The following is a 25,351-nucleotide window of genomic DNA, read 5'->3' on the forward strand; positions in this document are numbered from 1 at the left end:
CTATAGGAAAAATAGGAAAAACAAAAAAACGCCCGCGTGCTACGCGGGCGTTTTTTATTTGGGCCTTCCCTGCCTTACTGTCGCGGGCGGAAAAGACCTATTTGGGCATGTAGGTCATGGTGTTTTTCATGTTGAGCTCGGCATCGGAGAACTCAGCCACCTCGGTGTAATAGTAGGCGTTGGCGTTGATGTCGCGCTCTTCAATGAAATCGGCCAGGGGCTTGATGGCGGAGAGGCTGTCCAGCCAGGGGCCGATGACGTAGATCATGAGAAGGCATCCGGCGATGCTTGCCAGAAGACCTCCGATCCGTTTGGACAATGGGCTGTTAGGGTCCATGGTTTTCTCCTTATTCCGTTAGATCTTGGCGGTGATCTCCGGGAAGACCAGGAAGAACATGATGTAGGCCATGATCAGGGTCAGGCACAGGTTGAGGCTCTGGCCGCAGACATAGAGGATCAAGGGCTTGCCTCCTTTGAAGTAGGACTTCAGCTCCCGGAAGTTGGTGGCCAGGCCGATGCTGGCAAAGGCCAGGCAGAAGAACCAGCCCCGACCGATTTTGGAGAAGCCCCGGATGGCGCCGTGATCGATGATGACGTAGGCCAGGTCCTTGCCGATGGAGGTGTAGAGGGTCGAGAACGCGATGGAGGCGATGATGAACCCGATGACGAATTTGGGGAATCGGTTCCAGATTTCGATGAGCCCCACCTTGCGGCCGCTGGCAGCCTCCTCTTCAGCCACGAAGTAAATGGCCACACCAAAGGCGATGACGCCGATGAGCACGTTCTGGATCATCTTGATGGTGGCGGCCACGTAAAGGGCCCGCTCCGAGAGGAAGGCGCCGGCCGCGGCCACGGCGCCCGTGGCGTCGATGGTACCGCCCATCCAGGCGCCGCCCAGGATGTAGTCCATGCCGGTGGCCTTGATAACGGCGGGCATGATGATCATCATGATGGAGGTAAAGATCAGGGAGAGGCCAACGGCCAGGGTCAGCTCCTCTTTTTTGGCCCGGCAGGCCGAGGCCGTGGCGATGGCTGCCGAGACCCCGCAGACGCTCATGTCCGCGGAGATGGTCATGTTCATGGTCTTGGATTCGATCTTCAGGATCTTCTGGCCGAACCAGTAGGTGGAGATCAACACGACGGGGGTCACCACCCAGGCCACGAAGATACCGGGGATACCGATGGAGAGGATCTTGTTGAAAAGTACCTCCGCCCCAAGGAGTACCAGGCCGGTTTTGATGTAGTACTCGGTCTGGACCCCGGGTTTCACCCACTCGGGGGTGCCCACGGTGTTGCTGATGATCATGCCGAAGAGAATGGCCCAGGCTGCGTAGCCGATGCCGTAGTGCTTCATGGTGGCGTTGGCCGCGGCCACGTAAGCCAGCACCGCCACGGCGAAGACAAAGCAGAAGGCCTTGGCGAACCTGGCAAAGGAGTCTCCCATGAAGGCGATGCCCACGCCGAAGAAGAGGGCCAGGAAGATCATGAAGCCGATGAGGCCGGGCAGCAGGTTGTAGGGTTTGACGTTGGCCTTCTTCTTGAGGCTTCCCAGCTTGGCGTGGGCGCTGCGCCAGTCATCGATCTTCTTGCCGGCATCGGCATTGAGGGCGGTGTCGCCGAAGTTTGCGGCAGCGGCCGCGGCCTGGGCTGCGGTGGCCGCTTCAAGGGCTTCAGACACTTTGGCCTTGCCCGCGTCGTACTTCACCATCCCCTTGGCCGACAGGGCCTTGGCGTCTTCGGCGCTCAGGTAAAAGGCGGAGATGGGGTTGCCGCTCCATTTATGGGGCTTGCTGGTGAATTTCTTGATGGCCTTGCCCACGGGGCTGGAGGTGGCCTTTAGCTTTTTCTTGGCGTCCACGGCCGAGTACCACTCAATGGTCTTGAACGGCGCCCGTTCACTCTCCTGTGTCAAGGTGGCGTTGGCCTCGGTGATCTTGGCCTTGACCGCGGCGTCTCCCTTAGGGAAGTAAATGATCATGCCCGCAAAGAGCAGGATCGAGGCCCAGCCGTCGCCAGTCATGTTCTTCTTCATAAGTCCGACAGGCGCCCTTTGCCACTGTCGTAGACGATGTTGTCCTTGGTTTCCGTTGTCATATTTCTCTTCTCCTCCCAAATGGTGGTGGAACAGCGTCCCTCGTAAAAGGTGTGCCCGGGTGAAGCAGGCCTCCTGCCCCCTGCATGGAGAGCAGCGCCCGGCAAACAATTCATGCCCGGTAAAGGAGCAAGGGGAATGCCAGAAGATGCAGCGGAATGCATAAGTTATCGGAATGAAACCGATAAAAAACACTTATGAATGTTGTTGGGTGTGGGGAAGCAAGGCCAATGAATGAAATTCATCAGCACATTTGATGAAGAGCGTTGGAGGGCAAGGAGCGGCAGCATCCCCGGCGGGTGAGATGATAGGGTGCCGCCTTGGGGGGGCACCTGCCGTGCTGGGGGGGCAGGGAAAAGATGGCCTGGATGGTCAGGCGATGGGGCCATAGAGAACGCACACTTGTGCCCTGATTTCGAGGTGTTTTGCCTGTATCGATCCCAAGGGGCGTCGTTTTTTCTGTCTTTATCCTTTCCCCTACCTTCCTGTAAGACTCCACGTCGATGGCATAGCGCTGGATGATCTTCTGGAGGGACTGGCGCTTGATGCCGCTTTTGCGGGCGGAAAGGGCCACGTTGCCGCCGGTTTCGGTAAAGAGGCGGTGGAGGTAGTCCCGGGTGAAGGATTCGATGATTTTCTCCTTCTGGTCCAGGTAGGGCACGGCAAAGGAATCCATGGGGGTGTCTCCATGGGGCGGTGTGTCCGGTACTTCGCAGAGGTCGATGGTGTCGCCCTGGGTGAGGGCCACCCAGCCTGTGAGGGTGTTTTCGAGCTCCCGGGTGTTGCCCGGCCAGGGGCGGCTGCACACCGAGGCCATGAGCACGGGGGAGAGCTGTTTCCTGGGGAGTTTCAGGTCCCGGGAGGCCTTGGAGAGGAAGTGCTCCACGAGAAGGGGGATGTCGTCGCGTATCTCCCGCAGCGGAGGCATGGTGACGGTTGCCACGTTGAGGCGGTAGAAGAGGTCGGCCCGAAACGAGGCGTCGTCGATTTTGGATTCCAGGGCCTGGTTGGTGGCGGCCAGGATGCGCACGTCCACGGTGTGGCTTTCAGGGTCGCCCAGGGGGCGGATTTCCCGGTTCTGGAGGACCCTGAGGAGCTTGGTCTGGAGGCCGGGGGTGAGGTCGCCGATTTCGTCCAGGAAGAGCGTGCCTCCCCGGGCCTGGTCGAAGAGGCCGACTTTGTCGGTGTCTGCGTTGGTGAAGGCCCCTTTTTTGTGGCCGAAGAGCTCGCTCTCCAGAAGCCCCTCGGGCAGGGCCGGGCAGTTGACGGTGACAAATGGCTTTGCCTTGCGGTCGCTGGCCTCGTGGATGATGCGGGCGGCCAGGTCCTTGCCCGTGCCGGTCTCTCCCCGGATCAGGACGGTGACGTCGCTTTGTCCCAGCATGGCCAGGGTGTCCAGGGTCTGGCGGATGGGGACGCTGTTACCCACGAGGGGGCTGCCCGAGGTTTCGGCGAGGCGGGCCGTGAGTTCCCGGTTTTCCCTGAGGAGCCGGTGGCGCTCCAGGCCCTTGGTGACGATGCGCACGAGGGTGTCCGAGGCAAAGGGCTTCTGAAGGAAGTCCCAGGCCCCTTTTTTCATGGCTGAGACCGCCACGTCGATGGTGCCGTAAGCCGTCATGAGGATAACGGTCTGGGTGGCATCGTCTGCAAGGATCTGTTCCAGGAGTTCCATGCCGCTCATCTCCGGCATGCTGATATCGGTGAGGATAAGGTCAACGGATTCCAGTTTCAGGATGGCCAGGGCCTCTTCACCGCTTGCGACGGTGCGCACCGTCACGGGCAGGGCCATCTGAAGGGTGCGTGCAAGGCCCCGGGTCAGGTCGGTTTCATCGTCCACGATCAGGATGGTTTCATGTGGGTTCACTGTTGCTTTTCCCTTTTGTCTCCGGGTCTTTTCGTAAGGGCAGGGTGACCGCAAAGCAGGTCCCTTCCCCGGGGGTGCTTTCCACGTCGATTGTCCCGCCGTGCTGCCGAACGATGCCGTAGCTCACGGACAGGCCCAGGCCCGTGCCCACGCCCTTGGCCTTGGTGGTGAAGAAAGGCTCGAAGATGCGCGTGCGGTCCGAAGGGCTTATGCCCACGCCGGTGTCGGCCACGGTGACCTCCAGGTGGCTGGCGTCGACAAGGCGCGTTGCCACAGTCAGCTCGCCCCCTTTGTCCATGGCCTGGATGGCGTTGATGACAAGGTTCATGAAGAGCTGCCGGATTTTTTCCGGGTCCAGGGGGAGCTCCACCCCGGTGGCCAGGTAGCGGGTCTGGGCGGTTACCCCGACCTTTTCCATACGGTGGCGCAGGATGGAGAGGATATCGTCCAGGATGCCGTGGAGGTCGTGCATGAGGAACTCCGGTTTGTTGACCCGGGCGAAGTTGAGGAGGGACTCCACCACGTGGGTGCACAGGGAGGCGTGCTTGGTGATCACCCCCACGTCCTCCTTGAGCTGGGCGTTGCCCTTCACCTGTTTGTCTATAAGATCCGCATAGCAGCTGATGACCCCCAGGGGGTTGTTGATCTCATGGGCAAACCCTGCGGCGAGCTGGCCGATGGAGGCGAGCTTTTCGGTCTGGGCCAGGTGGGCGTTGATCTGCTTTTGCCGGGTGATGTCCCTTAAGACCATCTCCATGCCGAGGTAGGTGCCCGAGTTCTCGTCAAAGAGGCCGGTGGCAGTGATCAGGGCGTCGATGCGCACCCCGAAGCGATCCACCATGGAGAGCTCTTTTTCGTAGAGGACGAGCCCTTCCTTGACCTGGGCGTCCACGGTAGCAGCGTCTCTGCCGTCCCAGAAGAGGGTGTGGAAGGCTTCCATGAGAAAGGCCTCGGCCATGGAGTCGAGCTTGAACAGGGAAAGGCCTGCCCGGTTGATGTCGGTGAGGCGGTCGTCGGCCCCGAAGAGAAGGATGGCGTTGGGGCTGTGCTCAAAAAGGCGCCTGTATTTGCTCTCGGATCGGGTGAGGTCGTTGTGGGCTGCCTCCAGGTTCTCGGCGGCCTCTTCAAAGGCCAGGGCCAGGCGGTCCACCTCGTCACCGGCCGGGATGGGGTCGCTGGGGGTGTCGCCGGAGGTGCCCGACAGCCGGGTGAAGGTCTCCAGCAGGTGGGAGAGGCGGTTGTGCACCGTGCGGTTAAAGAGGAGGCGAAACAGGCCCATGAGGCAGAAGAGGGCGGCAAACCCCACGATAAAGACACCCCACGCCTTCTCCTTGATCTGGATGCGATAGTGGGTCATGGGGATGTACAGGGTGTCGGCTGCCACCACGTCCCCCACGGCGTATCCGTAGCTGGCCGCGTCTCCGTAACGCTCCCTGAGCTCTTTCGGAGCGTCTTCGGGAACCCCGTGGCACCTCAGGCAGGAGTCTTCTACGGTGATGGGTTCCATCTTGACGTAGTGGGTGCCGTCCGACCGGGTGATCATGCCCTCCCAGCCGGTCTCCTCGCGGTGGGTGTCGAACCAGGCAATGCGCTCCTCTTCAAAGGGGTCTGCCCGGTTCAGGGGGTTGCGGGGGTTGTCCGCGGCCCGTTTGTAGGTGAACTCCGGGAACCTTTCGTTGAGATTCTTCATGATCTCCCGGGAGATGTAGGAGGTGGACATGGATTCGATGACAAAGCGGTTGGCAGAGAGCTCGCTTTCCATGACCGGGCGCAGGACATCCTTGGCGTAGGTGCGGATGGCCGAGGCCGTTGCCAGGTGGCGTGCGGCGTTGTGGGCGGCCTGTTCCTCCACCTGGTCCGAGAGCCAGGCGTACTCCACCAGGGAGACCACGCTGCAAAAAAGGAGCAGGATGGCGGAGGCCCCTGCAAAAAACCGATTTTTAAGGGACGCTCGACGTTTCATATGGTACCTGTCACTTCATAAGGTGGACGTCGGGCGGGGTTCCGACCGGCCGGGCCCGGCAACGGGCGCGGAAAGGGAAGTCCCCGGGAGAATCTGTTTTTCTATAGCATAAAAGGAGGATTGACAGAATCTTCCTGTGGCCGTCCACGGGGACCGGTGATGGGGTGAGGGACAAAGGCAGTCGCGGGATGTGCCTTGCCTTCACGATTGACTTTTGTTTCATTGTCGTGAACAATCGTTGCCTTGAAACATGACGCGACCACTGGAAATTCCCTGCGCACGGCGTAAAGGTTCCGTAACGCGGCCTGAAGGGCCGCTGGGGGTTTTTAAAGGGGCGCCACACCAGAATCAACCGCCCGTCCCGGATACGGGGCGGCGCGCGCAATCCATCGGGAGCATGGCCGGATGATTCAGTTTGATAATGTAAATAAGTGGTACGGGGACCTGCATGTTCTCAAGGATGTCGATTTTCACGTGGGGTCCGGGGATGTCACCGTGGTGTGCGGGCCCAGCGGTTCGGGTAAAAGCACCCTCATCCGATGCATCAACCGCCTGGAACCCATCGACTCCGGCTCCATCGTGGTGGACGGCATCGCGGTTCACGACCCCAAGGCAGACCTGACCCGGCTTCGCACCGAGGTGGGGTTCGTGTTTCAGCAGTTCAACCTCTATCCCCATATGTCGGTGCTGGACAACATCACCCTGGCACCGAAAAAGGTCCGGAAGATGGGGGACAAGGAGGCCCGGGAGATCGCCATGGAGCTCCTGGCCAAGGTGGGGATCCACGACAAGGCCGACGCTTACCCCTCCCAGCTCTCCGGCGGCCAGCAGCAGCGGGTGGCCATTGCCAGGGGCCTGGCCATGAAGCCGCGGATCATGCTCTTCGATGAACCCACCAGCGCCCTGGACCCGGAGATGATCAACGAAGTGCTGGAGGTCATGATGAATCTGGCCAGGGAGGGAATGACCATGGTGGTGGTGACCCATGAGATGGGCTTTGCCCGGGAGGTGGGCAGTGAGGTGGTCTTCATGGACAAAGGCGTGGTGGTGGAGACCAACACCCCGGATGCCTTTTTCACCCATCCTGAAAACGAACGCACCAAGCTCTTCCTCAGCAAGATCCTGACCCACTGAGCCCCATAACATTCATTTGCCTTCCTTTTGACCCCATGTCGTCCCGTCGGCATGGGGTTTTTTGTCTTTTCGAACCCACTGTTATTTCCCCTTACCCCCGGTTGAACCCTGGCAGATCCATGACCCTGTTTTTCCTGTCTTGGCCGGGGTCGGGGCGCGATTTGTTCGGCATAGTGAACGCCATGGACGAGTTCCCCACCCGGGATCTGTCTTACCTAATTGTTGAATCTGTTGGTGTAAAAAACAGGGAACACAGGCGCGGTTTTTGGGGCTGTTTGCTGTAGAAAATAGACAAAGCCCGGATGCCCTTTTCATTGCGTATGACTGCGTTTTGTTTTTCGGACAGTTGTTCACTTTAGTGTAATTTCGGCATGCAATACCATGGTTTTCATGAGTCATCAAAGGCATGTCGTTTTAAGTCAGCGAGGGAGACAGGCTGGGCTTTTTATGTAGTCAATGAGAAAAAACATGTAAATTTATCTGGTTGCGTATAAAGGAGTTTTTCTGGTGTTTAGAAAAGATGACAAGGGAAAGAATCTGGCCCGTTTTCTGCTTTCATCTTCCCCGTAGCATTGCGCGGTTTTGTTGCGGGGGGGCTGCTGCATGCTTTGAGGCGTTGAAGAACAACAACAGGATGCATCTGTCCAGGTGCTGAGCAAGGTGGTGATTTTGGCTGGTACTTCGCATGACTATGTAAGGGGTTTTTCCCTGGACAGCATGGTGACCATGATTGAGATGAATCAGGAAACATGGTCCCTGAAGCTGAGGTCCGGGGGTCGGGTGGGGTACCTTTACTTCAGGGACGGGGCCGTAGTGGACGCCGCCGTGTGGGAGCTGACGGGCCACGCCGCCGCCCTGGAGCTGATCTCCTGGGAAACCCCTGAAATTGAAATAATCAAATTTTGTGACCGGCCCCGGCGTATCCACACCTCCATGATGCAGCTGCTTCTTGAGGGCAAGCGGATCAACGATGAGGCCAAAGACCAGAGGGCCGATGAAGCCCGGTCCCTTGAAGAGGCCGTGGCCCACATTGAGGGGTTTCGGCTGAAGCGGGGACAGCAGCTCCTTGTGGCGCTGTTGAACCGCAACAAACACCTGGCCGGGGCCTGGCTGTGGTATTCCCGGACCATCGGCACCCTCAAGACCATCCAGGGGGCCATTGAACGGGCCCTGTTCCTGGCTCCGGAAGACAAGGAGATCGCAGAGGAAAAAGAGCGGTTCGAAAGGGCCCGTGGCGCCGTTACCGATGACCGGGTGAAGCGCTGTCCCTTTTGCTGGGCTCCCCTGAACATGAAGGCGGTACTCTGCACGGACTGCGGGATGCAGCTTCTCATTACCCGTACCAGCCTCTCCCCGGGCAACAGCAGCTGCGATTCCGATGTCGTGGACACCTCGGTGAAGCGCTTTGCCAGGGTCCTGGCAAGGGAAGCGAACCGGAACCTTTATGCGTCGTATTACATGGCCATGTGTCATTTCAATATCAAGGACACGGACCGCACCTTAGAGCTCTTCAACGACACCGTGGCCCTGGCAGGGGAACAGCCTTTTTTTTCAGACCAGCTGAAGCTCTACCTCACCTGGATGGCCGCCCAGCAGGTCTCGGATGAAACGGGGGAGAAGGCCTCTCCCCAGGCCGAGACCGTGGGGGACGGCAAGACGATTCTGGTGGTTGAGGACAGCGCCACCACGCGCAAGGTCATCGGCGCCACCCTGAACATGAAGGGGTATCGCATCATCGAGGCCGTGGACGGCCTGGAGGCCCTGAGCAAACTCAGCGAAGAGCGACCCGACCTGATCCTGCTGGACATCATCCTGCCCAAGATGAACGGATACGAGATTCTCTCCATCATTAAGAACAAGCGAGACCTCAAGGCCATCCCCGTTGTGATGCTGACCAGCCGGGACGGGTTCATGAGCCGCATGAAGGGAAAAATCGCAGGAAGCGCTGCGTACCTGACCAAGCCTTTTAACCCCGACGAGTTGTTGCAGACCATAGTCAAGCACATGTAGGGCGTGGACCGTGCTCCGGCCCTGTTCTGAAAAACGGGATGTTACAAATGGACAAACGAGAGACCGACGGGCTCGGACCGGATGCGGGAAGCGACACATCGCCCCCCCTGGATGAGCTGCTGGCTGAGATGGGGGCGGAGGAACCGGAGGGTTCCTTTTCTTCCGAAAAGACAGGACCTTTCCGGGAGCCGGAGGCCGGCCAGGCCGACTCCGAGCCTTACATCCGCTTCCGGATGGATGGGGTGCATTTTGCGGTTCCTCTGGGCTGTGCCCTGGAAGTGGGGAGACTCCCCAAGGTGACCCCTCTGCCGAACCTTCCCGGCTGGGTGTCGGGCATCAGCAACATTCGCGGAGACGTGGTCTCCATGGTCGATTTGAAGGCTTTTTTCGGCAGGGGCCCTTCGGTCTCTCCGGGAGGGGGCAGCATGGTTGTGCTGCATGCCCATCACCTCAAGGTGGGGGTTCGAGTGGATCGGCTGGAGGGGATGGTCTCCCTGGCCGAAGGGGCATGGAAGGTCTCTTCCAACCCGTTCACCAGGGGGGATATCACGCCCTATCTCGCAGGGGTTGCCGCCACCGGTGACTCGCTGCTCTACCTTCTTGATGTGAAGGCACTGCTGACCTCGGACCGGATGAACAGCTTTCGAAAGGCGTGAGCGGACACGGGCGGAGGCTCAACACGGAGCTTTCGAGCCGTTACGACAGTCAATATGGGGGACGAATTGTATCGTGGGATCTCAAAACAGCAGCATTGTCAATGGATTTATTGATGAAGTGACAACTTACATTCCGTTGCTTCGCAGCGGAATCGAGGCGCTGTCCGCCGAGCCCCGCCGTGTGGAGGAGGTTCAGGAACTCCACCGGTTGGTCCATATCATCCACGGGGCGGCGTCCCTTGTGGGACTTGTGGGCCTGAGCCATGCGGCCGCGCCCGTGGAAGAGGCACTGGAGGAGGCCATGGAAGGGGCCTTGCCGGTGGATGCCCCTTTCCTCGACGCCATGGCAGAAGCCGTGGACCACTTTGACGCCTTTGCCCTGGGACGGATTACGGACCGTGCCCATGAGATCTCCATGGTGGCCCGATCGGTGGCGGTGTTCAGGCGCCTCGGGGGGTTGCCCGAAACGGGGAGCAAAGAGGCCGTGGCCTTGTTTCTGGAAGAACTCGGCGAAGACCCCGGTCCCGGGGACGTCTCTGTCCCCGGGGTTGGGGTGCCGGAGCCTGATCAGGAGCCCACCCTGTGCGTTGAAGGGGATGCTGAGGCCGAGTTGCTCCTGGGCGATGTCCCCTCGGGTACCGAGGGCCTTGACGGAATGCCCATGCCCGAGGATGACGACGTGGCGTCGGTGGATCCCTTTCTCTTTGATGCCCCTCCGGTGTGTCCCGATCCCTTTCCCGAACAGGAACCGGACGGTTCGCCGGGGGTTCTGCCGGAGAGCGGCGACGCCCCCAGCGGGGTGGCCCCGGAGATCCTCGCCGTGTTCAACGACGAGGTGGAAGAGCACGTGGAGTCCATCAACCGGAACCTGGAGGCCTTAGAGGCGCAGGTGGCGGAGCCCATGATCATGGGGGCGGAGGAAAAAGAGAAGATTCGCCAGGTTCGCCGGGCCGTGCACACCATCAAAGGGGCCTCAAGCCTTGTGGGCATGACCGGGCTGCCTGCCTGGGCGCACCGGGTGGAAGACCTTTTGGACTGGCTCTACGACGAGGCCGAAGAGATCACGCCCGAGGCCGTGGCCGTGCTGTTGAGGGCAACGGACATCATGGCCCTTTTCTTGACCGACCCGTCCCGGGTGACCGACCACGAAATGTCCGCTCTTGAAACGGATTTTTCCCGCATCCGCGGCGCCTCCCCCGGGGCACCTGCCCCTGGGGCGGGGGATGGGCCCCACGGTGAGCCTGGAGAGAGCGTGGGGATCTTTGACGCCCTGTCCGTTGAGGATGAGGCAGCCATGGACCGGGAGGCTGCAGGCGCACCGGGCCCCGCATTGTCGGGGACCTTTCGCGTGGGCATGGAAAAGCTCGACGACCTGGTCAACCTCGCCTCCGAACAGATCATCGCCTTGAGCGCCTTTGACCGGAAGCTCGACGCTTTCATGGGGACGGTCTCCGAACTGGACCTGTCCCGGGCGCGCCTGCGGGAGACCTCCCGCAGCCTGCAGGTGGGCTACGAGGTCAAGGCCATCGCAAAACCGGGTGCGGCCCTGGCCGAGGCCGGTGACGGGGATCCCTTTGGCGACTTCGACAGCCTGGAGCTGGACCGCTACTCCGAATTCAACCTCATGCTCCGGGATCTGGCCGAATCCGCGGTGGACATCGGGGAGATTTACAGCGTGACGAAGGAAACCCTTCACAGCGACTTTGAAGGGTACGTCACCCGGCAGCGCGTCCTGCTGAGCGAGCTCCAGGGCAAGCTGATGCACATCCGCATGGCCCCCATGTCCGTGATCACGACCCGGATGCGGCGGGCGGTGCGGGAGGTGGCCGACAGGCTGGCAAAACAGGTGCGCCTGACCATCCGCGGAGAGGGCATCGAGCTGGACCGTGTGATCTGGGAAAAACTGGCCGACCCCCTGCTCCATATCCTTCGCAACGCCGTGGATCACGGTATTGAAGACCCGGAATCACGCCGTAAGGCTGGCAAACCCGACACCGGTATCATCGCAGTATCCGCCTCCCGGGAGGGGAACCAGGTGCTGATCCGGATTCGGGATGACGGGGCCGGGTTGAACCTTGCGGCCATCCGCCGCAGAGCAGAATCCATGGCCGGTGTGGATGCCGCATCTTTGAGCGACGAGGAGCTGGTCTCCCTGGTCTTTGCCCCCGGGTTCAGCACCCGGGGCGAGGTGACGGAGATCTCCGGCCGCGGGGTGGGCATGGATGTGGTGAAAACCAATATCGAAGAGCTCAAAGGCTCGGTGCGCATCTCTTCCCCCGGTCCGGGACAGGGCACGGTGCTTCTGGTGCGTATTCCTCTGACCCTTGCCGTCACCCGAGCTGTGCTGTGTACGGCGGCGGGTCGTACCTTTGCCGTTCCTTTGAACGAGATCAGCGACATGCTGAGGGGCTACCCGGAAAACATGGTGCGCGAGCCCATGGAGTCGGTTCGGGTGGATGATGAGGTCTTTCCGCTCTATCGTCTCTCCCGAGTCCTGGGCATGGCCGACGACACGGCGAGTCGCGAGGGCGTGGGAGACCGGCCCCTTGTGCTCAAGATCGAGTCCCCCGAGAGGACGGCGGCCCTGGCCGTGGACAGCCTCGTGGGGCAGCAGGAGATTGTTATCAAGAGCCTCGGCAGCCACCTGCAATACGTCAAGGGGATCTCCGGGGCCACGGTGATGGGGGACGGGAGCCTGGTGCCCATCCTCAACGTCCGGGAGCTGCTGGACGGTGAGTTGGGTGACGCCCGACCTGCTGCACCGGTGACGGACCCCGAGGCCGACACGCCCCTGGAGGTCCTCATTGTGGATGATTCCGTCAGCGTCCGCCAGGTGGTGGCACGGCTCCTGGAAAGCCGGGGCTGGAAAACCACCTTTGCCAGGGACGGGGTGGAGGCCCTGGAGACACTCTCTTTCCTTACCCCCGATGTGATTGTCCTGGACGTGGAGATGCCCAGGATGAACGGGTACGAATTTTTGAGCGCAAGGCGGTCCCACCCGTCCTGCCGCACGGTTCCGGTGGTCATGCTCACCTCTCGGTCCACGGCCAAGTACCGGGAAAAGGCAAGGGCCTTAGGGGCCGACGGGTACGTTGTGAAGCCCTTCGACAACCGGCAGTTTCTCAACCTGATTGAACGGCTGGCCATGCGGTGAATGGGCACGGCCCACCCTCATGACCCGGAAAGGGGACCAGATGCATACCTATTTATCGTTTACTGTGGGGCCCCTGACCCTGGGCGTGGACATGGGCTCTGTTGTCTCCGTGGAACAGGGCCGCCCGGAGCATGGCGGCAGGCAGGCTACCGTAGAGATGGGATCGGTTGCCTTTCAAGGGGAGGCTGTGCCCCTGTACAGCGCGTCCCAGCTCCTGGGAGCGGCCGACTTTCCCCATGGCGACACATCCGGTGCCAAAACCGTGATCCTTCGCCTGGAAGACGGGGCCGTGGCCCTGTCCGTGGACGGGGTGGGCAAGGTGCTGGAAGGGGCTGATAAGGATATGGCGGAGATGCCTCCGGTGTTTAACGGCCCGGCAAAGGACCTCTTCCCGGAGGCCCTGCACGGCCCGGGTGGCTGGGTTCCCCTGATTCGCCCGGAAGCCGTGGGCAGGGCAGCTGTTTCGCGAAGCCGGATCCCGGCGGCAGACGATCTTTCGGCTTTTGGCATCGAACCGGCGGTGGAAGCATTTGATGCCTTTGAGGCCGAAGAACTCCCTGTTCCTGATATCGAGCTTTCGGTGGACGCGTGTGATGCCCCTGAAGCGGAAGAACTTCTTGTTCCTGATATCGAGCTTGCGGTGGAAGCATTTGATGCCTTTGAGGCCGAAGAACTCCCTGTTCCTGATATCGAGCTTTCGGTGGAATCGTTCGAAGCCCCTGAGGCCGAAGAACTCCCTGTTCCTGATATCGAGCTTGCGGTGGAAGCGTTCGATGCCCCTGAGGCCGAAGAACTCCTTGTTCCAGATATCGAGCTTGCGGTGGAAGCGTGTGAAGCCCCTGAGGCCGAAGAACTCCTTGTTCCTGATATCGAGCTTTCGGTGGAATCGTTCGATGCCCCTGAGGCCGAAGAACTCCTTGTTCCAGATATCGAGCTTTCGGTGGAAGCGTGTGATGCCCCTGAGGCCGAAGAACTCCTTGTTCCTGATATCGGGCTTGCGGTGGAAGCATTTGATGCCCTTGAGGCCGAAGAACTCCCTGTTCCTGATATCGAGCTTACGGTGGAAGCGTGTGATGCCCCGGAAGCAGAAGAACTCCCTGTTCCTGATATCGAGCTTTCGGTGGAAGCGTTCGATGCCCCTGAGGCCGAAGAACTTCTTGTTCCTGATATCGAGCTTTCGGTGGAATCGTTCGATGCCCCTGAGGCCGAAGAACTCCTTGTTCCTGATATCGAGCTTGCGGTGGAAGCGTGTGATGCCCCGGAAGCGGAAGAACTCCTTGTTCCTGACATCGAGCTTTCGGTGGAATCGTTCGAAGCCCCTGAGGCCGAAGAACTCCTTGTTCCTGATATCGGGCTTGCGGTGGAAGCGTGTGATGCCCCTGAAGCCGAAGAACTCCTTGTTCCTGATATCGAGCTTTCGGTGGAATCGTTCGATGCCCCGGAAGCCGAAGAACTTCTTGTTCCTGACATCGAGCTTGCGGTGGAAGCACGTGAAACCCCTGTTACAGACGATGCCCTGGCTGAGGCCATCTCCCCCGCCCTGTTGGAAAAGGTGGTCCACCGTGTGGTCAAACGCATGATGGTTGAGGTGGTCTCAGAGCTGGCGGCCGATTCCGTGGCAGCTGATTATCCTGAGGACGAAGGTCTGTGAGAATCGTTGCGCGGTCATGCTGCGCACCATCGTAAAAAGAGAAAAACATGGACGTAAGAGAGTACAAATCCGCCTCATCGGGTTCCCTGATCCTCGCCCCGGCCGTTGGGGCTTTTGCCCAGGGGGAGCCGGTGTGGTTTCTGTTCGGCATCTCCCAGGTGGAAGATATTCTGGGATCCCTTGCCTTTTCCGAGGTGCCCTTTGCCCCGGCCTATGTCGGCGGGCTCGGGGACTGGCGGGGCCTTGCCCTGCCGGTTCTCTCCCTGGAGACCCTCCTGGGCTTTGCCCCCGATGAGGCCGGGTACGGCGGCACGCGCATGCTGGTGGTGCGAAAGGCGGGCCTTTCAGGGGAACCTGAGAACTGGAAGCGGGCCCTTGTGCGCATCGCTCCCGGGGCAAGGCTCCTTGGCAGCGCTCCCCGTACCGAGCCCCTGTCTGCGGGGGCGTATCTGGAAGCATCCCTTCTTCCGGCGGTCAAGGGGATGTACCGATGGGAGGAGGGGCTCCTTGTGGTGCCCCATCTTGAACACATCCTGGGAGGGGAGTTGAGCGGTGTATTCAGCCACGACACTTGAAAACGGTATCCGCGTGGTCACCGAGTCCATGCCCGAGACGCGGTCTGTGTCCGTGGGGATCATGATCGATGTCGGACCCCGGGATGAGCCCGAAGGGTGTCACGGCCTGGCCCACCTGGCCGAGCACATGATGTTCCAGGGCACGGGAAGCCGCAGTGCCCGGGACATTGCCCTGATGATGGACGAGTCCGGCGGGCAGATGGGGGCCTTCACTACCCGGGATTACACCTGTTATTCGGCCACGGTGCTGGACGATTACACCACCTACGCCCTGGATCTCATGGGGGACATCCTTCTTAACTCGGTGTTTCCTGAAGAGGCCCTGGAGCGGGAAAAACACTCGATCCTCCGGGAGATCGACGGGGAGTCCGACATCCCCTCAAGCAGGGCCCACGACGCCCTGAAATCCCATGTCTGGGGCCGACATCCCCTGGGGCGCTCCGTGGCCGGTTCTCCGGAGGTGGTCCGGGGCATGACCCGGGAGGATTTGATCTATTTTGTCCACCGGTACTACCTTCCCGACCGCATGATCGTGGCGGCGGCAGGCAACCTTCACCACGGGGATTTTCTCTCCCAGGTGCGGGACGCCTTCTGGCGGATGATGGGGACCGGGGAGAAGACCCATAGCCCCAGCCCTTCGTTTGCTTCCGGGGTGGTGGTGGAGGACGTGCCTGTGTCCCAGGCCTACTTTGCCATCGGCCTTGACTGCCTGCCCTACGGGGACGAGGGGCGCTACGGGGTGCACCTGCTCAACAGCATTATCGGCGGCGGATCGAGCTCCCGGCTCTATGCCCGGTTGAGGGAGGAGCGGGGCCTGGTGTACCGCATCGGCTCGGAATACCACGCCTATGCCGACGGCGGTATGCTGGTCATCGAAGGGAGCACGGCCCCGGAGTATCTCATCCGGGTCCTGTGCCTTGTGCTGGTGGAGCTGTGGCAGCTTGCCGCAGGGGATGACCCCGTCTCCGAAGAGGAGCTGTGGAAGGCCCGGATGCAGCTGCGGGCCCAACACCTCATTGCCTCGGAGAATTCTTCGACCCGCATGAGCCGCCTGGCCACCCAGGCCTTTTATTTCGAGCGGTTTCTCTCCGGAGAGGAGATCCTATCGTCCATCGACGCGGTGGGGTGTGCGGAACTCAAGGAGACCGCAGGCAGCGGCCTTGCCAGGGCCCTGAAGCATGTGGCTGTCTCCGTGGTGGGCCCCGAAGGGCCCGAGACCTTTACCCGGCAAGGGATCGAGGATCTGCTGGCAGAGTTTGTCTGAAAAAGCCGGGCACATGGCGACGTCATGGCCGTAGGGCCAAGGGGCGTCGTCCATCAATCCATAGACCAAGAAGGAGTGCAATCATGACCATCGACAACGCCGTGAAGAAAAACTGGATCGACGTGCAGAAGAAACATGATGTTCCCGTCAACGCCATCGGGGTCAAGATCAACCCCAAGGATGAGAAGACGCTGAAGGTGTGGAAGGAAGAGGGCATCGATCAATTTGTGAAGCGGTAGGGCCGCAGGTACGGACGATGTGTCCGGGGCGCCCCGGTAAGCGGGGCGCCTGCACCGGCGCTGCATGGGTTTTTGAGTAATTCTGGAGTGAAACAATGGCGAAACATAAAATTCTGGTTGTCGAGGACAGCCCGACGAACATGATCCTTATGACCACCCCCCTGACCGAGGCGGGGTACGATGTCATCACGGCTGTGGATGGCGAAGAGGCCCTTGAAAAGGCCACCGGTGAGCACCCCGACCTCATTGTCCTGGACGTGATCCTGCCGAAGAAGAACGGGTTCCAGGTGTGCCGGCAGCTGAAAACGGCCCCGGACACCCAGGATATCAAGATCATCATGCTCACCAGCAAAACCCAGGACAGCGACCGGTTCTGGGGGACGAAGCAGGGTGCCGACGGGTACATGACCAAGCCCTTTGATAATGGTGAGTACCTGAATGCGGTCAAGGCGCTGCTCTGATCCATCGGGTTCGGTTTGAATCTCCCCTGGTTACGCGGGGTTTTTTCGACGGCCCGTCGTGCATGGGCCGTCGCCACGAGGAAGGAGTGGCGCATTGGAACGCATAAAATCGTTTTTTCAGAGCCTCAAGGTCGGCACCAAGCTGTCCTTTGGCATCGTATCGATGATCGTGTTGGTGATGGCGGTCCTGTTGACGACCATTATCAACTCTTACCGCGAAAACCTGATTGCCAACAGCCAAGAGCTGATGATTGCCTCGATCAAGAACGTGGGCCAGTCCACCGAGGCGGATATCTCGGCCACGGCGCAGATGGTGCGGACAACGGCCATCTCCCAGGCATCGGGGATGTTCGGGGACCGCGAAGGGACCATTGAGCAGATCAAGGCCGGCATGGAGGCTTTCCCCGGCTGCTTTGGTATTGCCATCAACTACGAACCCGACGCCGACGGCCAGGATGAGGCGTACCGCGGCGACACCGTGCATACCATCGACGGTCGGTTTCTCCCGTTTTATCACTGGAAAGACGGGCTTAAACGCGATGAGATCGTGCCCAGTAAGAGTATCCAGACCGCCAAGGGGTGGTACCAGGTGCCTAAGAAAAACGCCCTTGAGATGCTGCGGGGCCGAAACGTGACAGACCTGATGTACTACTCGGATGTCTACCTGACCCGAGGGGTCCCCACGGTCTCCATCGTCCATCCCATCATCCGGGACAGGGAGTTCAAAGGGGTGGTCTCCGTGGACATGTCCATGATCAACGCCCAGGCCGACCTGAAGCGGCTCAAACCTTATGCCACGGCCCGACCCTTCCTCGTGGGCGAAAAGGGGACGATCCTGGCCGGGGAGCTCTTCGGACAGGCCAAGGTGGGCTCATCCGTGTACAAGGAGCCCGGCTACTCCGACGCATTTTTTCGTTTCTTTAAAGAGCACAAGGGTGGAATGCTTGAAGAGACACGGGCCTCGGACGGCAAAGAGATCTACTATGTGTTCTCCCTTCTTCCCACCACCGGCATGGTGGTGGGCCTGGCCGTTGAAAAGGAGGAGATCGTAGCCCCCATCAACGCCCTTATCGCCAAGATCTCCGTGGGCGCGGTGGTGGCTCTTATTCTCTGCCTGGCCGTTGTCTGGCTGGTGGCGCGGCGCATTGTTGTCAGGCCGGTCAACAACATCATGTCCCTTTTCAGTGAGATCGGTATCGGTAACTTTGACGCCCGTGCCGAGGTCATGAGCCGAGACGAACTCGGCATCATGGCCGAGAGTCTCAACGCCATGCTGGACAACACCCTCTCCCTGATCCAGAGCCGTGAAGAGCGTGACGCCATCCAGGGCAGCGTCATGAAGCTCCTTACCGAAATCAGCGGCCTCACCGAAGGGGACCTGACCGTACGGGCGGAGGTGACCGAAGACATGACCGGCGCCATTGCCGACTCCTTTAACCTCATGGCCGAGCAGATCGGCCAGGTGGTCCGGGAGGTCAAGGCTGCTGCGGGCCGCGTGAACGACACCTCCGGCGAGGTTCATGAATCCACGGAAAAGCTGGCCCAAACCAGTACCTTCCAGGCCGAGCAGATCGCCTCGGCCATCGACGACATCCGGGGCATGGCAGACGCCATTCGCCAGGTTTCGGAACGGGCCGTGCATTCGGCCTCGGTATCGGAGCAGTCCACGGCAAGCGCCCGTGAGGGGGCCGACGCGGTGAGCAAGACCAACGCCTCCATGTCAGCCATCCGGGAGAACGTCCAGGAGACAGCCCGGGCCATTAAGCGCCTCGGGGAGAGTTCCCAGGAGATCGGCAACATCGTGCAGATCATCGGGGACATCGCCGACAGGACCTCGATCCTGGCTTTGAACGCCTCCATCCAGGCAGCCATGGCAGGGGACGCGGGCCGGGGTTTTGCCGTGGTCGCCGAAGAGGTCCAGCGCCTCGCGGAGCGTTCCACCAACTCCACCAAGCAGATCGACACCCTGGTAAAGAACATCCAGGGGGAGATCACCGAGGCCGGTGCCAGTATGGACGCCAGTATCCAGAGGGTTGTGGAGGGATCAAAGCGAGCCGACGATGCCCACGCCAAGCTGGAGGAGATTCGCGAGGTATCCGGCGAGCTCGCCGAACTCATCGGCGGCATCTCTCGTACGTCCGAGGACCAGGCCAGGGAGTCGGAGAAGATCACGCAATCCATGGAAGCCATCGGGACCATCAGCTCCGACACCTCGGAGGCCAGTCTCGCCACCGCCGCCCGCATGGACGAGATGGAGGAGACGGCACTTGCCATGATCAGCTCCATCGCGGCTTTTAAGGTGGACGCGGCGTAAGAAATGCTGTTCGACCCTGTTGATTGATCGTGGGCATCTACCCGTTTTTTCCCCCCCGGGGTGGTGCCATCACGTGAAAAACCCCCTGAAGCAAAATGCTGCAGGGGGTTTTTTCATGGGAGAGGCTCCGCCCCGGGTCTTGCTCAAGGTGGGGCGGAGCGGGGAGCCGGCACCTGGATGAAAGGCACCATCGGGGGGGCATGCCGTGTGGGGACGGCATGGGGTATGGTGCCCGGAAAAGGTGCTCGGTTCCCCGAAAAAAAGCCTAAATGGTCATGTTGTTAAATGCCGATGTCGTCGGGGCGGACCATGAGCCAGCGCTTGTTGGCGGAGGGGTACTGCCAGGCCTCCTGCTGCTGCCGGGCGCGGAGGGTTCGGGCCGCCTGGGTGGCTTCCCAGAGGTCTTCCCTGCGGTTGATCCAGAGCTTGATACCGCCGAACTCTTCGGCCTTGAAGAAGGCGTGGGGTAATAGTGGGGAAGCCCCAGGCTGCTGGAATTGGGGCGCCCCGGGTGGATATAGTCCTCGATGGCCCAGACCTTGCCGGAGGTAATGGTGTAAGGGCTCCACAGGGTGGGGGTAAGCTCCATGGCCATGTGCCGCGCTTTGGGGTAGCTCTCATCCAGAAAATGACCTCTCTGGATCTGCAGGCGGGCCGTGGTGATGTTGCCGGTGGCGCGGTCCTTGAGCAGGGTGCTGACACCGATGACGTTTTCGGGTTTGATGTTGAGCCCGTACCGGGGGTCGCAGGCCACCATGCGCACCAGCTCTTCCAAGGCGGAGGAGATCAGGAAAACCTCGATGTCGTTCTCCTGCATGGCGTTGATGAGTTCCCGCATGCCGGGGTAGATACGCGGGGCCTCCACCTCTATCTCGGTAAGCACGCCGCTTTGCCGGTACTTGGCGGGAATGGACGCCCCGTTCAGGGCGAAGAGATCGTCCACGTGGCCCTTGAGCTCTTCCAAGGTAAACCCGGAAAAGATTCGGGCAAGCCAGGGAGACCCCACCTTGGGGTCGATCTCAAAAAGCCGTCGGGCATAAGAGGTGAGGGTGTCTCCCGGAAGCAGGGGGACGATTTCAAGGGCGGGATCCATGGACTCCGGGGTCATGAGTCCCTTGTTTTCCAGGTAGGCCAGCAGGGATGCGTCCAGGTTTCGGTACCAGAGGGTGTTGTCGCAGGCAAAGACAGCAAATTTGTCCTGAAAGGCGTTGCGTTCGATGAGACGGATCAGCTTGTGGCGTTGAGCCCCGGGCCAGTGGGTAAGCTCTGCGGCTTGGGCCGTGCAGGTCAGGGCGATGAGGCTCACTGCAACAAGGGCGACCTTGCGAAACCATGTCATGTCTGCTTTTTCTCCTTGCCATCTTGCGGTTGACAAAAAAACGGATCAGGGGCGGTTCAGCCATCCTGACTGCATGTGTTTCCTGCGGGGGTGAAAAAGCAAACCGGGTGCTTGGGCCAGTGTGGCGGGAGGGGGGTGGGAAGGGCTCCATGGAGCGGTCGCACGGGTGACGGCACTTGGGCTGCGAAGGCGGCCATCGGGGGTCATCCATGGGCAACCCGGCTGTCTTCGTTTGGGGAAGACCCGTGGCTTTCCGTCCCTGCTTCACAACAGGTTTGGCTTTTTCCAGCGTCTTCCCCGACAAGTTGGGCGTCGGGGGCGCTCGGGAAAAAAGTATGTATGAACCGAGAGGTATCCTGGGATTTTTAAAACCAGGAAACATAAGATGTTATCAGGCACACTGTTCCGTGTCCTAGTTAGATATAAACCATACGAGTGAACTCCTGGTCAACGCTTGTTTTTCTTTTTAAACAAAAAAATAAGGCAGTAAGTAAAATGGGCTTTTTATAGAAATCAGTAAACGGAGGGTGGGGGTGTGTAATGCACTGATATGCAGAGGGTTTGTCGTGCAGATGATGGCGGGCGCTTTGGGGGGGCGGGGCAGGGCCCTGCCCCCGGCAGGTCGGTTGCATGCTTCCTATTTTCAGTTCAGGAAGCGGTCTGTACAGGCGGTGGATAAATCGGGGACCGTCTGGACCTTGCCCTGGGCCTTTAAAAAGGCGGCGGTATCCGAGAGGCTGCCTACGATGGAGGCGTCCAGGGAGAGGGCGTAAGTGTGGCGGGCCATGGCCGACTGCATCACCTCCCGGGGAAGCCCCGTGGCCCGGGCCATGATTTCGGCTGTCTCCTCAGGGTGGGCCTGCACAAAGGCCTCGGCGGTCTTGAGGGCCTTTATGAACGCAAAGGTGTCGGCCCGGCGATTGGCAAGGAATTCCTTTTGGGCCAGGAGCATGATGGGGTAGCGGTTGCCAAGGCCCCCGAAGGTCATAAGCTCCCTTCCCCCCTTGAGCTCTCCCATGGAGGGGGTGGGCTCACTGGCGGCAAAGGCATCGATGGAGCCTGCGGCCAGGGCCTCGGGCAGGGTGGAGGGCGACAGGTCCGTTACGGTGATGGTTCCTGCCGGGATCCCGGCAGCATTCAAAGCCGCAAGGAATCCCCCATAGGTGGAGGTCCCTTTTTTGATGCCCACGCGTTTGCCCGAGAGATCGGCCAGGGTGGTGTAGGGTGAGTCCTTGCGGACGATGAGGCGGTGGCGATGCTCCCCGGTGCAGTGGCTGGCGATGATGGTGAGGTTCTCGGAACGGGAGGCGCTGATGATGGCCGTGGTGTCTCCCATGGTGCCGAAGTCGGCGGAGCCGGAGTAGAGGGCCTCTGCGCAGGCCGGGCCGTTGTTGAAGCGAAGGGGGGCCACGTCAAGGCCCTCATCGGCGAAAAACCCTTTTTCCACCGCAATGACGGGCAGGGCGCTGCCGATGCGGTTCTGGAAGGCAAAACGGATGGGCTCTGAGGCCGTCTCCGGTTTCTGGGTGCAGGCGGCAAAGGCGACCGACAGGCCAAGGACCAGGGCGGTAAACAGGAGGGGGATAGGGCCTCGATGGCGCGGTGCGGTGTGGCCTGGGAAAAGAGCTGTGAATTTCATGCGTATGGTTCCTTAACGACGGTTAACGTGAGTTCAAAAAGAAAAAAATGCCTCCGGCGGCCCTGCCGGGGGCCAAACTTTTAAAAAGTTTGATAAACAGGTCTCAAGTAATCATTCATAGGCTCGCCGAAACAATTCCGACATGTTCGTATTAGAAACGTTTTTTGCGGAGTTTTTTTCAAAAAAGCGACCCGCCGGAGGCAACTGAATGGTTACAACTTGATTTTACCATAACCTCAAGGCGTCTGTTTCCCACGAAAAACAGGACGCATCATTGTCCACGGGCGAAGTCCGAAGGCCTGCTTTCTTCATGCATCGATGCGGGTGGGGCCGATGCAGCAGGGCAGGGCGTTGAGTTCGCGTCTCAGGTCGCGGACCACCGCCTCCATGTCCGGAGAATACCGGGTGCGGGGGCGGGGCAGGCCGATGGGTTTGTCTGCCCGGATGTTGCGGGGGGAGGGCCCCATGACGATGACCCGGTCTGCCAGGAAGGCCGCCTCTTCCACGCTGTGGGTAACGTAGACCACGGTCTGGCCGAAGCGCTGCCAGAGCCGGAGCAGCTCGTCCTGGAGCCTTTCCCGGGTGTTGGCGTCCAGGGCGCTGAAGGGCTCGTCCATGAGCAGGACGTCGGGGGCAAGGGCCAGAACCCGGGCAATGGCCACCCGCTGCTTCATGCCGCCGGACAGGGTGTGGGGGTAGGCCTTGGCGTGGTCGGCCATGCCCACGAGCTCCAGGTGGTGCAGGGCCTCTTCGGTGCAGGTTTTATCCGGCTTGCCTTGCTGCTCCAGGCCGAATGCCACGTTTTTCAGCACCGTGAGCCAGGGAAAGAGGGTGGCCTCCTGGAAGACCACGCCCCGCTCCGGCCCGGGTTCCGTGATGGGTTCCCCCCGAAACAAAAGGGTCCCGGAGGTGGGCCGGACAAATCCTGCAATGAGGTTGAGGAGCGTGGTTTTACCGCACCCGCTGGGGCCCAGGATGCAGGTGAACTCCCCATGGCCCAGGGAGAGGGAGACATCCGATAAAATGGCCGGGCCCGATGTCCCATTTGTGCCGTATGCTTTATGAAGGTCGGTGCAGGAGATCATGCGTCGTCCCCCGTGAGGTACCATTTGGCAATGGTCCTCTCTTCAAGGGGCTTGAACAGGAGGCGTTCCACCAGGAGCCCGATGAGGCAGATGATGCCGATGCAGGAGAAGGCCGAGGCGTAATCCAGGGTCCAACGGGCTTCGATGATGGCGTATCCCAGGCCTGTGCCCGTACCCACCACCATTTCAGCTGCCACCAGGACCCGCCACCCGTTGCCCAGGCCGATGCGAAGGCCGCTGATGGTGGCCGGAAGGGCCCCGGGCAGCAGCACGCGAAGGAGCAGGGTCTTTCCCCTTGCCCCCATCATGCGCGCCGCCCGCAGATAGGTCTCGTCGAGTTGCTGCACCCCGGACAGGACGTTTAAGGCAATGGGGGTAAAGGCGGTGATGGCGATCATGGAGACGGTGGCGGCCTCGCCGATGCCGAAGCAGAGGATAGCCACGGGGATCCAGGCCAGGCCCGGGATCAGTTGCAGGACGTGGAGAATGGGAAGGGTGGCATTGCGAAAGCCCCTGGACCACCCCGCCAGCAGGCCGTAAAAGGTACCGCACACCGCGGCGATACCGAAGCCAGCGAGCCAGCGCAGGAGGCTGTCCCCGATGTGGCGCACTAGGGGCGCTTCGGACAGGGGAGCGCCGGACACCAGGGCCGCCAGGGTTTGGCCCACCTCCCAGGGGGTGGGAAAGGCCACGTGTCGGTTGGCCTGGATCATCAGGGCCATTGCCTGCCAGATCATGAGAAAAATGAGAAAGGGTAGCATTTTTCCAAAGATGGTTTTTGCCATGGACGTTCCTGCCTTGCACATGATGTGGAGTTTTTCACGACGTTGGGGCGTTGCGGCGGTTTCAGGCGGGGCACGCACCCAGGGTTACCCTTGATACGTTGCAAATTTCAGTCCACGAGTATCTCATGTTTTGGGCCGAGGGGCACGGGAAAAGTGGGGAGAGGCTTTGTTAGGGTGGGCAAAGCGGACCATGCCCATCTGTCCACAGTGAACCCGCACCATCCCAGTCCCATGGCAGAAAGCATCGCCGCACACGATGGCCACGGAACCAGGGCCGTAACAACCTCAGCGGATACGGCTGTGCCTTTGCCCATCCTACACCACCTCGGGTTATCGCCTCAGATGGCCGTGTGTCACACGTAGGATGGGCAAAGCGGAGCGTGCCCATCTGTCCACGGTTAACCCGCACCATCCCAACCCCATGACAGAGGCCATCGCCACACGCGATGGGCACGGCGCCAGGGCCGTCGCAACCTCAGCGGACATGGCTGTGCCTTTGCCCATCCTACACCACCTCGGGTTATCGCCTCCGGTGTCCGTGTGTCACACGTAGGATGGGCAAAGCGGAGCGTGCCCATCGTTGCATGGTTAACCCGCACCATCCCAGTCCCATGGCAGAGAGCATCGCCACACACGATGGGCACGGCGCCAGGGCCGTCGCAACCTCAGCGGATACGGCTGTGCCTTTGCCCATCCTACACCACCTCGGGTTATCGCCTCCGGTGGCCGTGTGTCACACGTAGGATGGGCAAAGCGGAGCGTGCCCATCTTCACGGTTAACCCACATCTTCCCAACCCCATGCCAGAGAGCATCGCCACACGCGATGGGCACGGCGCCAGGGCCGTCGCAACCTCAGCGGATACGGCTGTGCCTTTGCCCATCCTACACCACCTCGGGTTATCGCCTCCGGTGGCCGTGTGTCACACGTAGGATGGGCAAAGCGGAGCGTGCCCATCGATTGCACGGTTAACCCACATCTTCCCAACCCCATGCCAGAGAGCATCGCCACACGCGATGGGCACGGCGCCAGGGCCGTCGCAACCTCAGCGGATACGGCTGTGCCTTTGCCCATCCTACACCACCTCGGGTTATCGCCTCAGATGGCCGTGTGTCACACGTAGGATG

The 25,351-nt window shown here is 60.7% G+C and carries 18 protein-coding genes and 1 riboswitch; of the genes, 10 read left to right on the forward strand and 8 right to left on the reverse strand.

Annotated elements, in window-relative coordinates:
* Positions 1–97: 97 nt before the first annotated feature.
* From ACOYW1_RS30695 to ACOYW1_RS30710, 4 genes are all read right to left on the reverse strand, one after another.
* On the reverse strand, positions 98–337 hold the full coding sequence (locus ACOYW1_RS30695; RefSeq protein ID WP_180137378.1) for a hypothetical protein: 240 nt from the start codon (positions 335–337) through the stop codon (positions 98–100).
* Between the two features lie 18 nt (positions 338–355).
* The gene (locus ACOYW1_RS30700) at positions 356–2,020 is read right to left on the reverse strand and encodes a YeiH family protein (protein ID WP_482420955.1); all 1,665 of its coding nucleotides are present in this window, start codon (positions 2,018–2,020) and stop codon (positions 356–358) included.
* 316 nt (positions 2,021–2,336) lie between these two features.
* Positions 2,337–3,956, reverse strand: a complete 1,620-nt coding sequence (locus ACOYW1_RS30705; RefSeq protein ID WP_482420956.1) for a sigma-54-dependent transcriptional regulator — start codon at positions 3,954–3,956, stop codon at positions 2,337–2,339.
* Entirely contained in the window at positions 3,943–5,919 is a 1,977-nt protein-coding gene (locus ACOYW1_RS30710) for a c-type heme family protein (RefSeq protein WP_482420957.1), read from the reverse strand. Before ACOYW1_RS30710 ends, ACOYW1_RS30705 begins: the two co-directional genes overlap by 14 nt.
* A gap of 405 nt (positions 5,920–6,324) precedes the next feature.
* Between ACOYW1_RS30710 and ACOYW1_RS30715 the strand changes: the two genes are divergently transcribed.
* From ACOYW1_RS30715 to ACOYW1_RS30760, 10 genes are all read left to right on the forward strand, one after another.
* Positions 6,325–7,053 carry an amino acid ABC transporter ATP-binding protein gene (locus ACOYW1_RS30715; RefSeq protein ID WP_180137374.1) on the forward strand — a complete coding sequence of 243 codons (729 nt, stop codon included), beginning with the start codon at positions 6,325–6,327 and terminating at the stop codon, positions 7,051–7,053.
* Positions 7,054–7,722: 669 nt separating this feature from the next.
* On the forward strand, positions 7,723–9,063 hold the full coding sequence (locus ACOYW1_RS30720; protein WP_482414533.1) for a response regulator: 1,341 nt from the start codon (positions 7,723–7,725) through the stop codon (positions 9,061–9,063).
* Between the two features lie 47 nt (positions 9,064–9,110).
* Positions 9,111–9,719 (forward strand): chemotaxis protein CheW, encoded by a 609-nt coding sequence (locus ACOYW1_RS30725; protein ID WP_482420958.1) that lies wholly within the window; start codon positions 9,111–9,113, stop codon positions 9,717–9,719.
* 73 nt (positions 9,720–9,792) lie between these two features.
* Positions 9,793–12,873, forward strand: a complete 3,081-nt coding sequence (locus tag ACOYW1_RS30730) for a hybrid sensor histidine kinase/response regulator (protein WP_482420959.1) — start codon at positions 9,793–9,795, stop codon at positions 12,871–12,873.
* Positions 12,874–12,913: 40 nt separating this feature from the next.
* Positions 12,914–14,524 carry a chemotaxis protein CheW gene (locus tag ACOYW1_RS30735; RefSeq protein WP_482420960.1) on the forward strand — a complete coding sequence of 537 codons (1,611 nt, stop codon included), beginning with the start codon at positions 12,914–12,916 and terminating at the stop codon, positions 14,522–14,524.
* A 47-nt stretch (positions 14,525–14,571) separates the two neighbouring features.
* A complete protein-coding gene (locus tag ACOYW1_RS30740; RefSeq protein WP_482420961.1) occupies positions 14,572–15,099 on the forward strand; it encodes a chemotaxis protein CheW in 528 nt (175 codons plus the stop codon).
* Positions 15,077–16,363, forward strand: a complete 1,287-nt coding sequence (locus ACOYW1_RS30745) for a M16 family metallopeptidase (RefSeq protein ID WP_482420962.1) — start codon at positions 15,077–15,079, stop codon at positions 16,361–16,363. Before ACOYW1_RS30740 ends, ACOYW1_RS30745 begins: the two co-directional genes overlap by 23 nt.
* Positions 16,364–16,446: 83 nt before the next feature.
* On the forward strand, positions 16,447–16,602 hold the full coding sequence (locus tag ACOYW1_RS30750; protein WP_180137367.1) for a hypothetical protein: 156 nt from the start codon (positions 16,447–16,449) through the stop codon (positions 16,600–16,602).
* Positions 16,603–16,697: 95 nt separating this feature from the next.
* Entirely contained in the window at positions 16,698–17,063 is a 366-nt protein-coding gene (locus ACOYW1_RS30755) for a response regulator transcription factor (RefSeq protein WP_482414539.1), read from the forward strand.
* A gap of 94 nt (positions 17,064–17,157) precedes the next feature.
* A complete protein-coding gene (locus ACOYW1_RS30760) occupies positions 17,158–19,377 on the forward strand; it encodes a methyl-accepting chemotaxis protein (RefSeq protein WP_482420963.1) in 2,220 nt (739 codons plus the stop codon).
* A gap of 265 nt (positions 19,378–19,642) precedes the next feature.
* Here ACOYW1_RS30760 and ACOYW1_RS30765 read toward each other — a convergent pair whose 3' ends face one another.
* The 4 genes from ACOYW1_RS30765 to ACOYW1_RS30780 form a co-directional block, all read right to left on the reverse strand.
* Entirely contained in the window at positions 19,643–20,716 is a 1,074-nt protein-coding gene (locus tag ACOYW1_RS30765; RefSeq protein ID WP_482420964.1) for an HAD family hydrolase, read from the reverse strand.
* 209 nt (positions 20,717–20,925) lie between these two features.
* Positions 20,926–21,006: riboswitch (cyclic di-GMP riboswitch) on the reverse strand.
* Positions 21,007–21,359: 353 nt separating this feature from the next.
* Positions 21,360–22,355, reverse strand: a complete 996-nt coding sequence (locus tag ACOYW1_RS30770) for an ABC transporter substrate-binding protein (RefSeq protein ID WP_482420965.1) — start codon at positions 22,353–22,355, stop codon at positions 21,360–21,362.
* Between the two features lie 308 nt (positions 22,356–22,663).
* Positions 22,664–23,440, reverse strand: a complete 777-nt coding sequence (locus ACOYW1_RS30775) for an ABC transporter ATP-binding protein (RefSeq protein WP_482420966.1) — start codon at positions 23,438–23,440, stop codon at positions 22,664–22,666.
* Positions 23,437–24,225, reverse strand: a complete 789-nt coding sequence (locus tag ACOYW1_RS30780) for an ABC transporter permease (RefSeq protein WP_482420967.1) — start codon at positions 24,223–24,225, stop codon at positions 23,437–23,439. The genes ACOYW1_RS30775 and ACOYW1_RS30780 overlap by 4 nt, the downstream gene beginning before the upstream one ends.
* Between the last annotated feature and the right edge of the window lie 1,126 nt (positions 24,226–25,351).

Source organism: Desulfoluna sp. CYM3A (genome assembly GCF_056829965.1).

Excerpts from the sequence above, each read along its gene's own strand:
- ACOYW1_RS30695 (WP_180137378.1), bottom strand. The coding sequence starts at position 337 with ATGGACCCTAACAGCCCATTGTCCAAACGGATCGGAGGTCTTCTGGCA.
- ACOYW1_RS30710 (WP_482420957.1), bottom strand. The coding sequence starts at position 5,919 with ATGAAACGTCGAGCGTCCCTTAAAAATCGGTTTTTTGCAGGGGCCTCC.
- ACOYW1_RS30780 (WP_482420967.1), bottom strand. The coding sequence starts at position 24,225 with ATGGCAAAAACCATCTTTGGAAAAATGCTACCCTTTCTCATTTTTCTC.
- ACOYW1_RS30755 (WP_482414539.1), top strand. The coding sequence starts at position 16,698 with ATGGCGAAACATAAAATTCTGGTTGTCGAGGACAGCCCGACGAACATG.
- ACOYW1_RS30770 (WP_482420965.1), bottom strand. The coding sequence starts at position 22,355 with ATGAAATTCACAGCTCTTTTCCCAGGCCACACCGCACCGCGCCATCGA.
- ACOYW1_RS30740 (WP_482420961.1), top strand. The coding sequence starts at position 14,572 with ATGGACGTAAGAGAGTACAAATCCGCCTCATCGGGTTCCCTGATCCTC.
- ACOYW1_RS30765 (WP_482420964.1), bottom strand. The coding sequence starts at position 20,716 with ATGACATGGTTTCGCAAGGTCGCCCTTGTTGCAGTGAGCCTCATCGCC.
- ACOYW1_RS30735 (WP_482420960.1), top strand. The coding sequence starts at position 12,914 with ATGCATACCTATTTATCGTTTACTGTGGGGCCCCTGACCCTGGGCGTG.
- ACOYW1_RS30750 (WP_180137367.1), top strand. The coding sequence starts at position 16,447 with ATGACCATCGACAACGCCGTGAAGAAAAACTGGATCGACGTGCAGAAG.
- ACOYW1_RS30775 (WP_482420966.1), bottom strand. The coding sequence starts at position 23,440 with ATGATCTCCTGCACCGACCTTCATAAAGCATACGGCACAAATGGGACA.
- ACOYW1_RS30715 (WP_180137374.1), top strand. The coding sequence starts at position 6,325 with ATGATTCAGTTTGATAATGTAAATAAGTGGTACGGGGACCTGCATGTT.
- ACOYW1_RS30700 (WP_482420955.1), bottom strand. The coding sequence starts at position 2,020 with ATGACTGGCGACGGCTGGGCCTCGATCCTGCTCTTTGCGGGCATGATC.
- ACOYW1_RS30725 (WP_482420958.1), top strand. The coding sequence starts at position 9,111 with ATGGACAAACGAGAGACCGACGGGCTCGGACCGGATGCGGGAAGCGAC.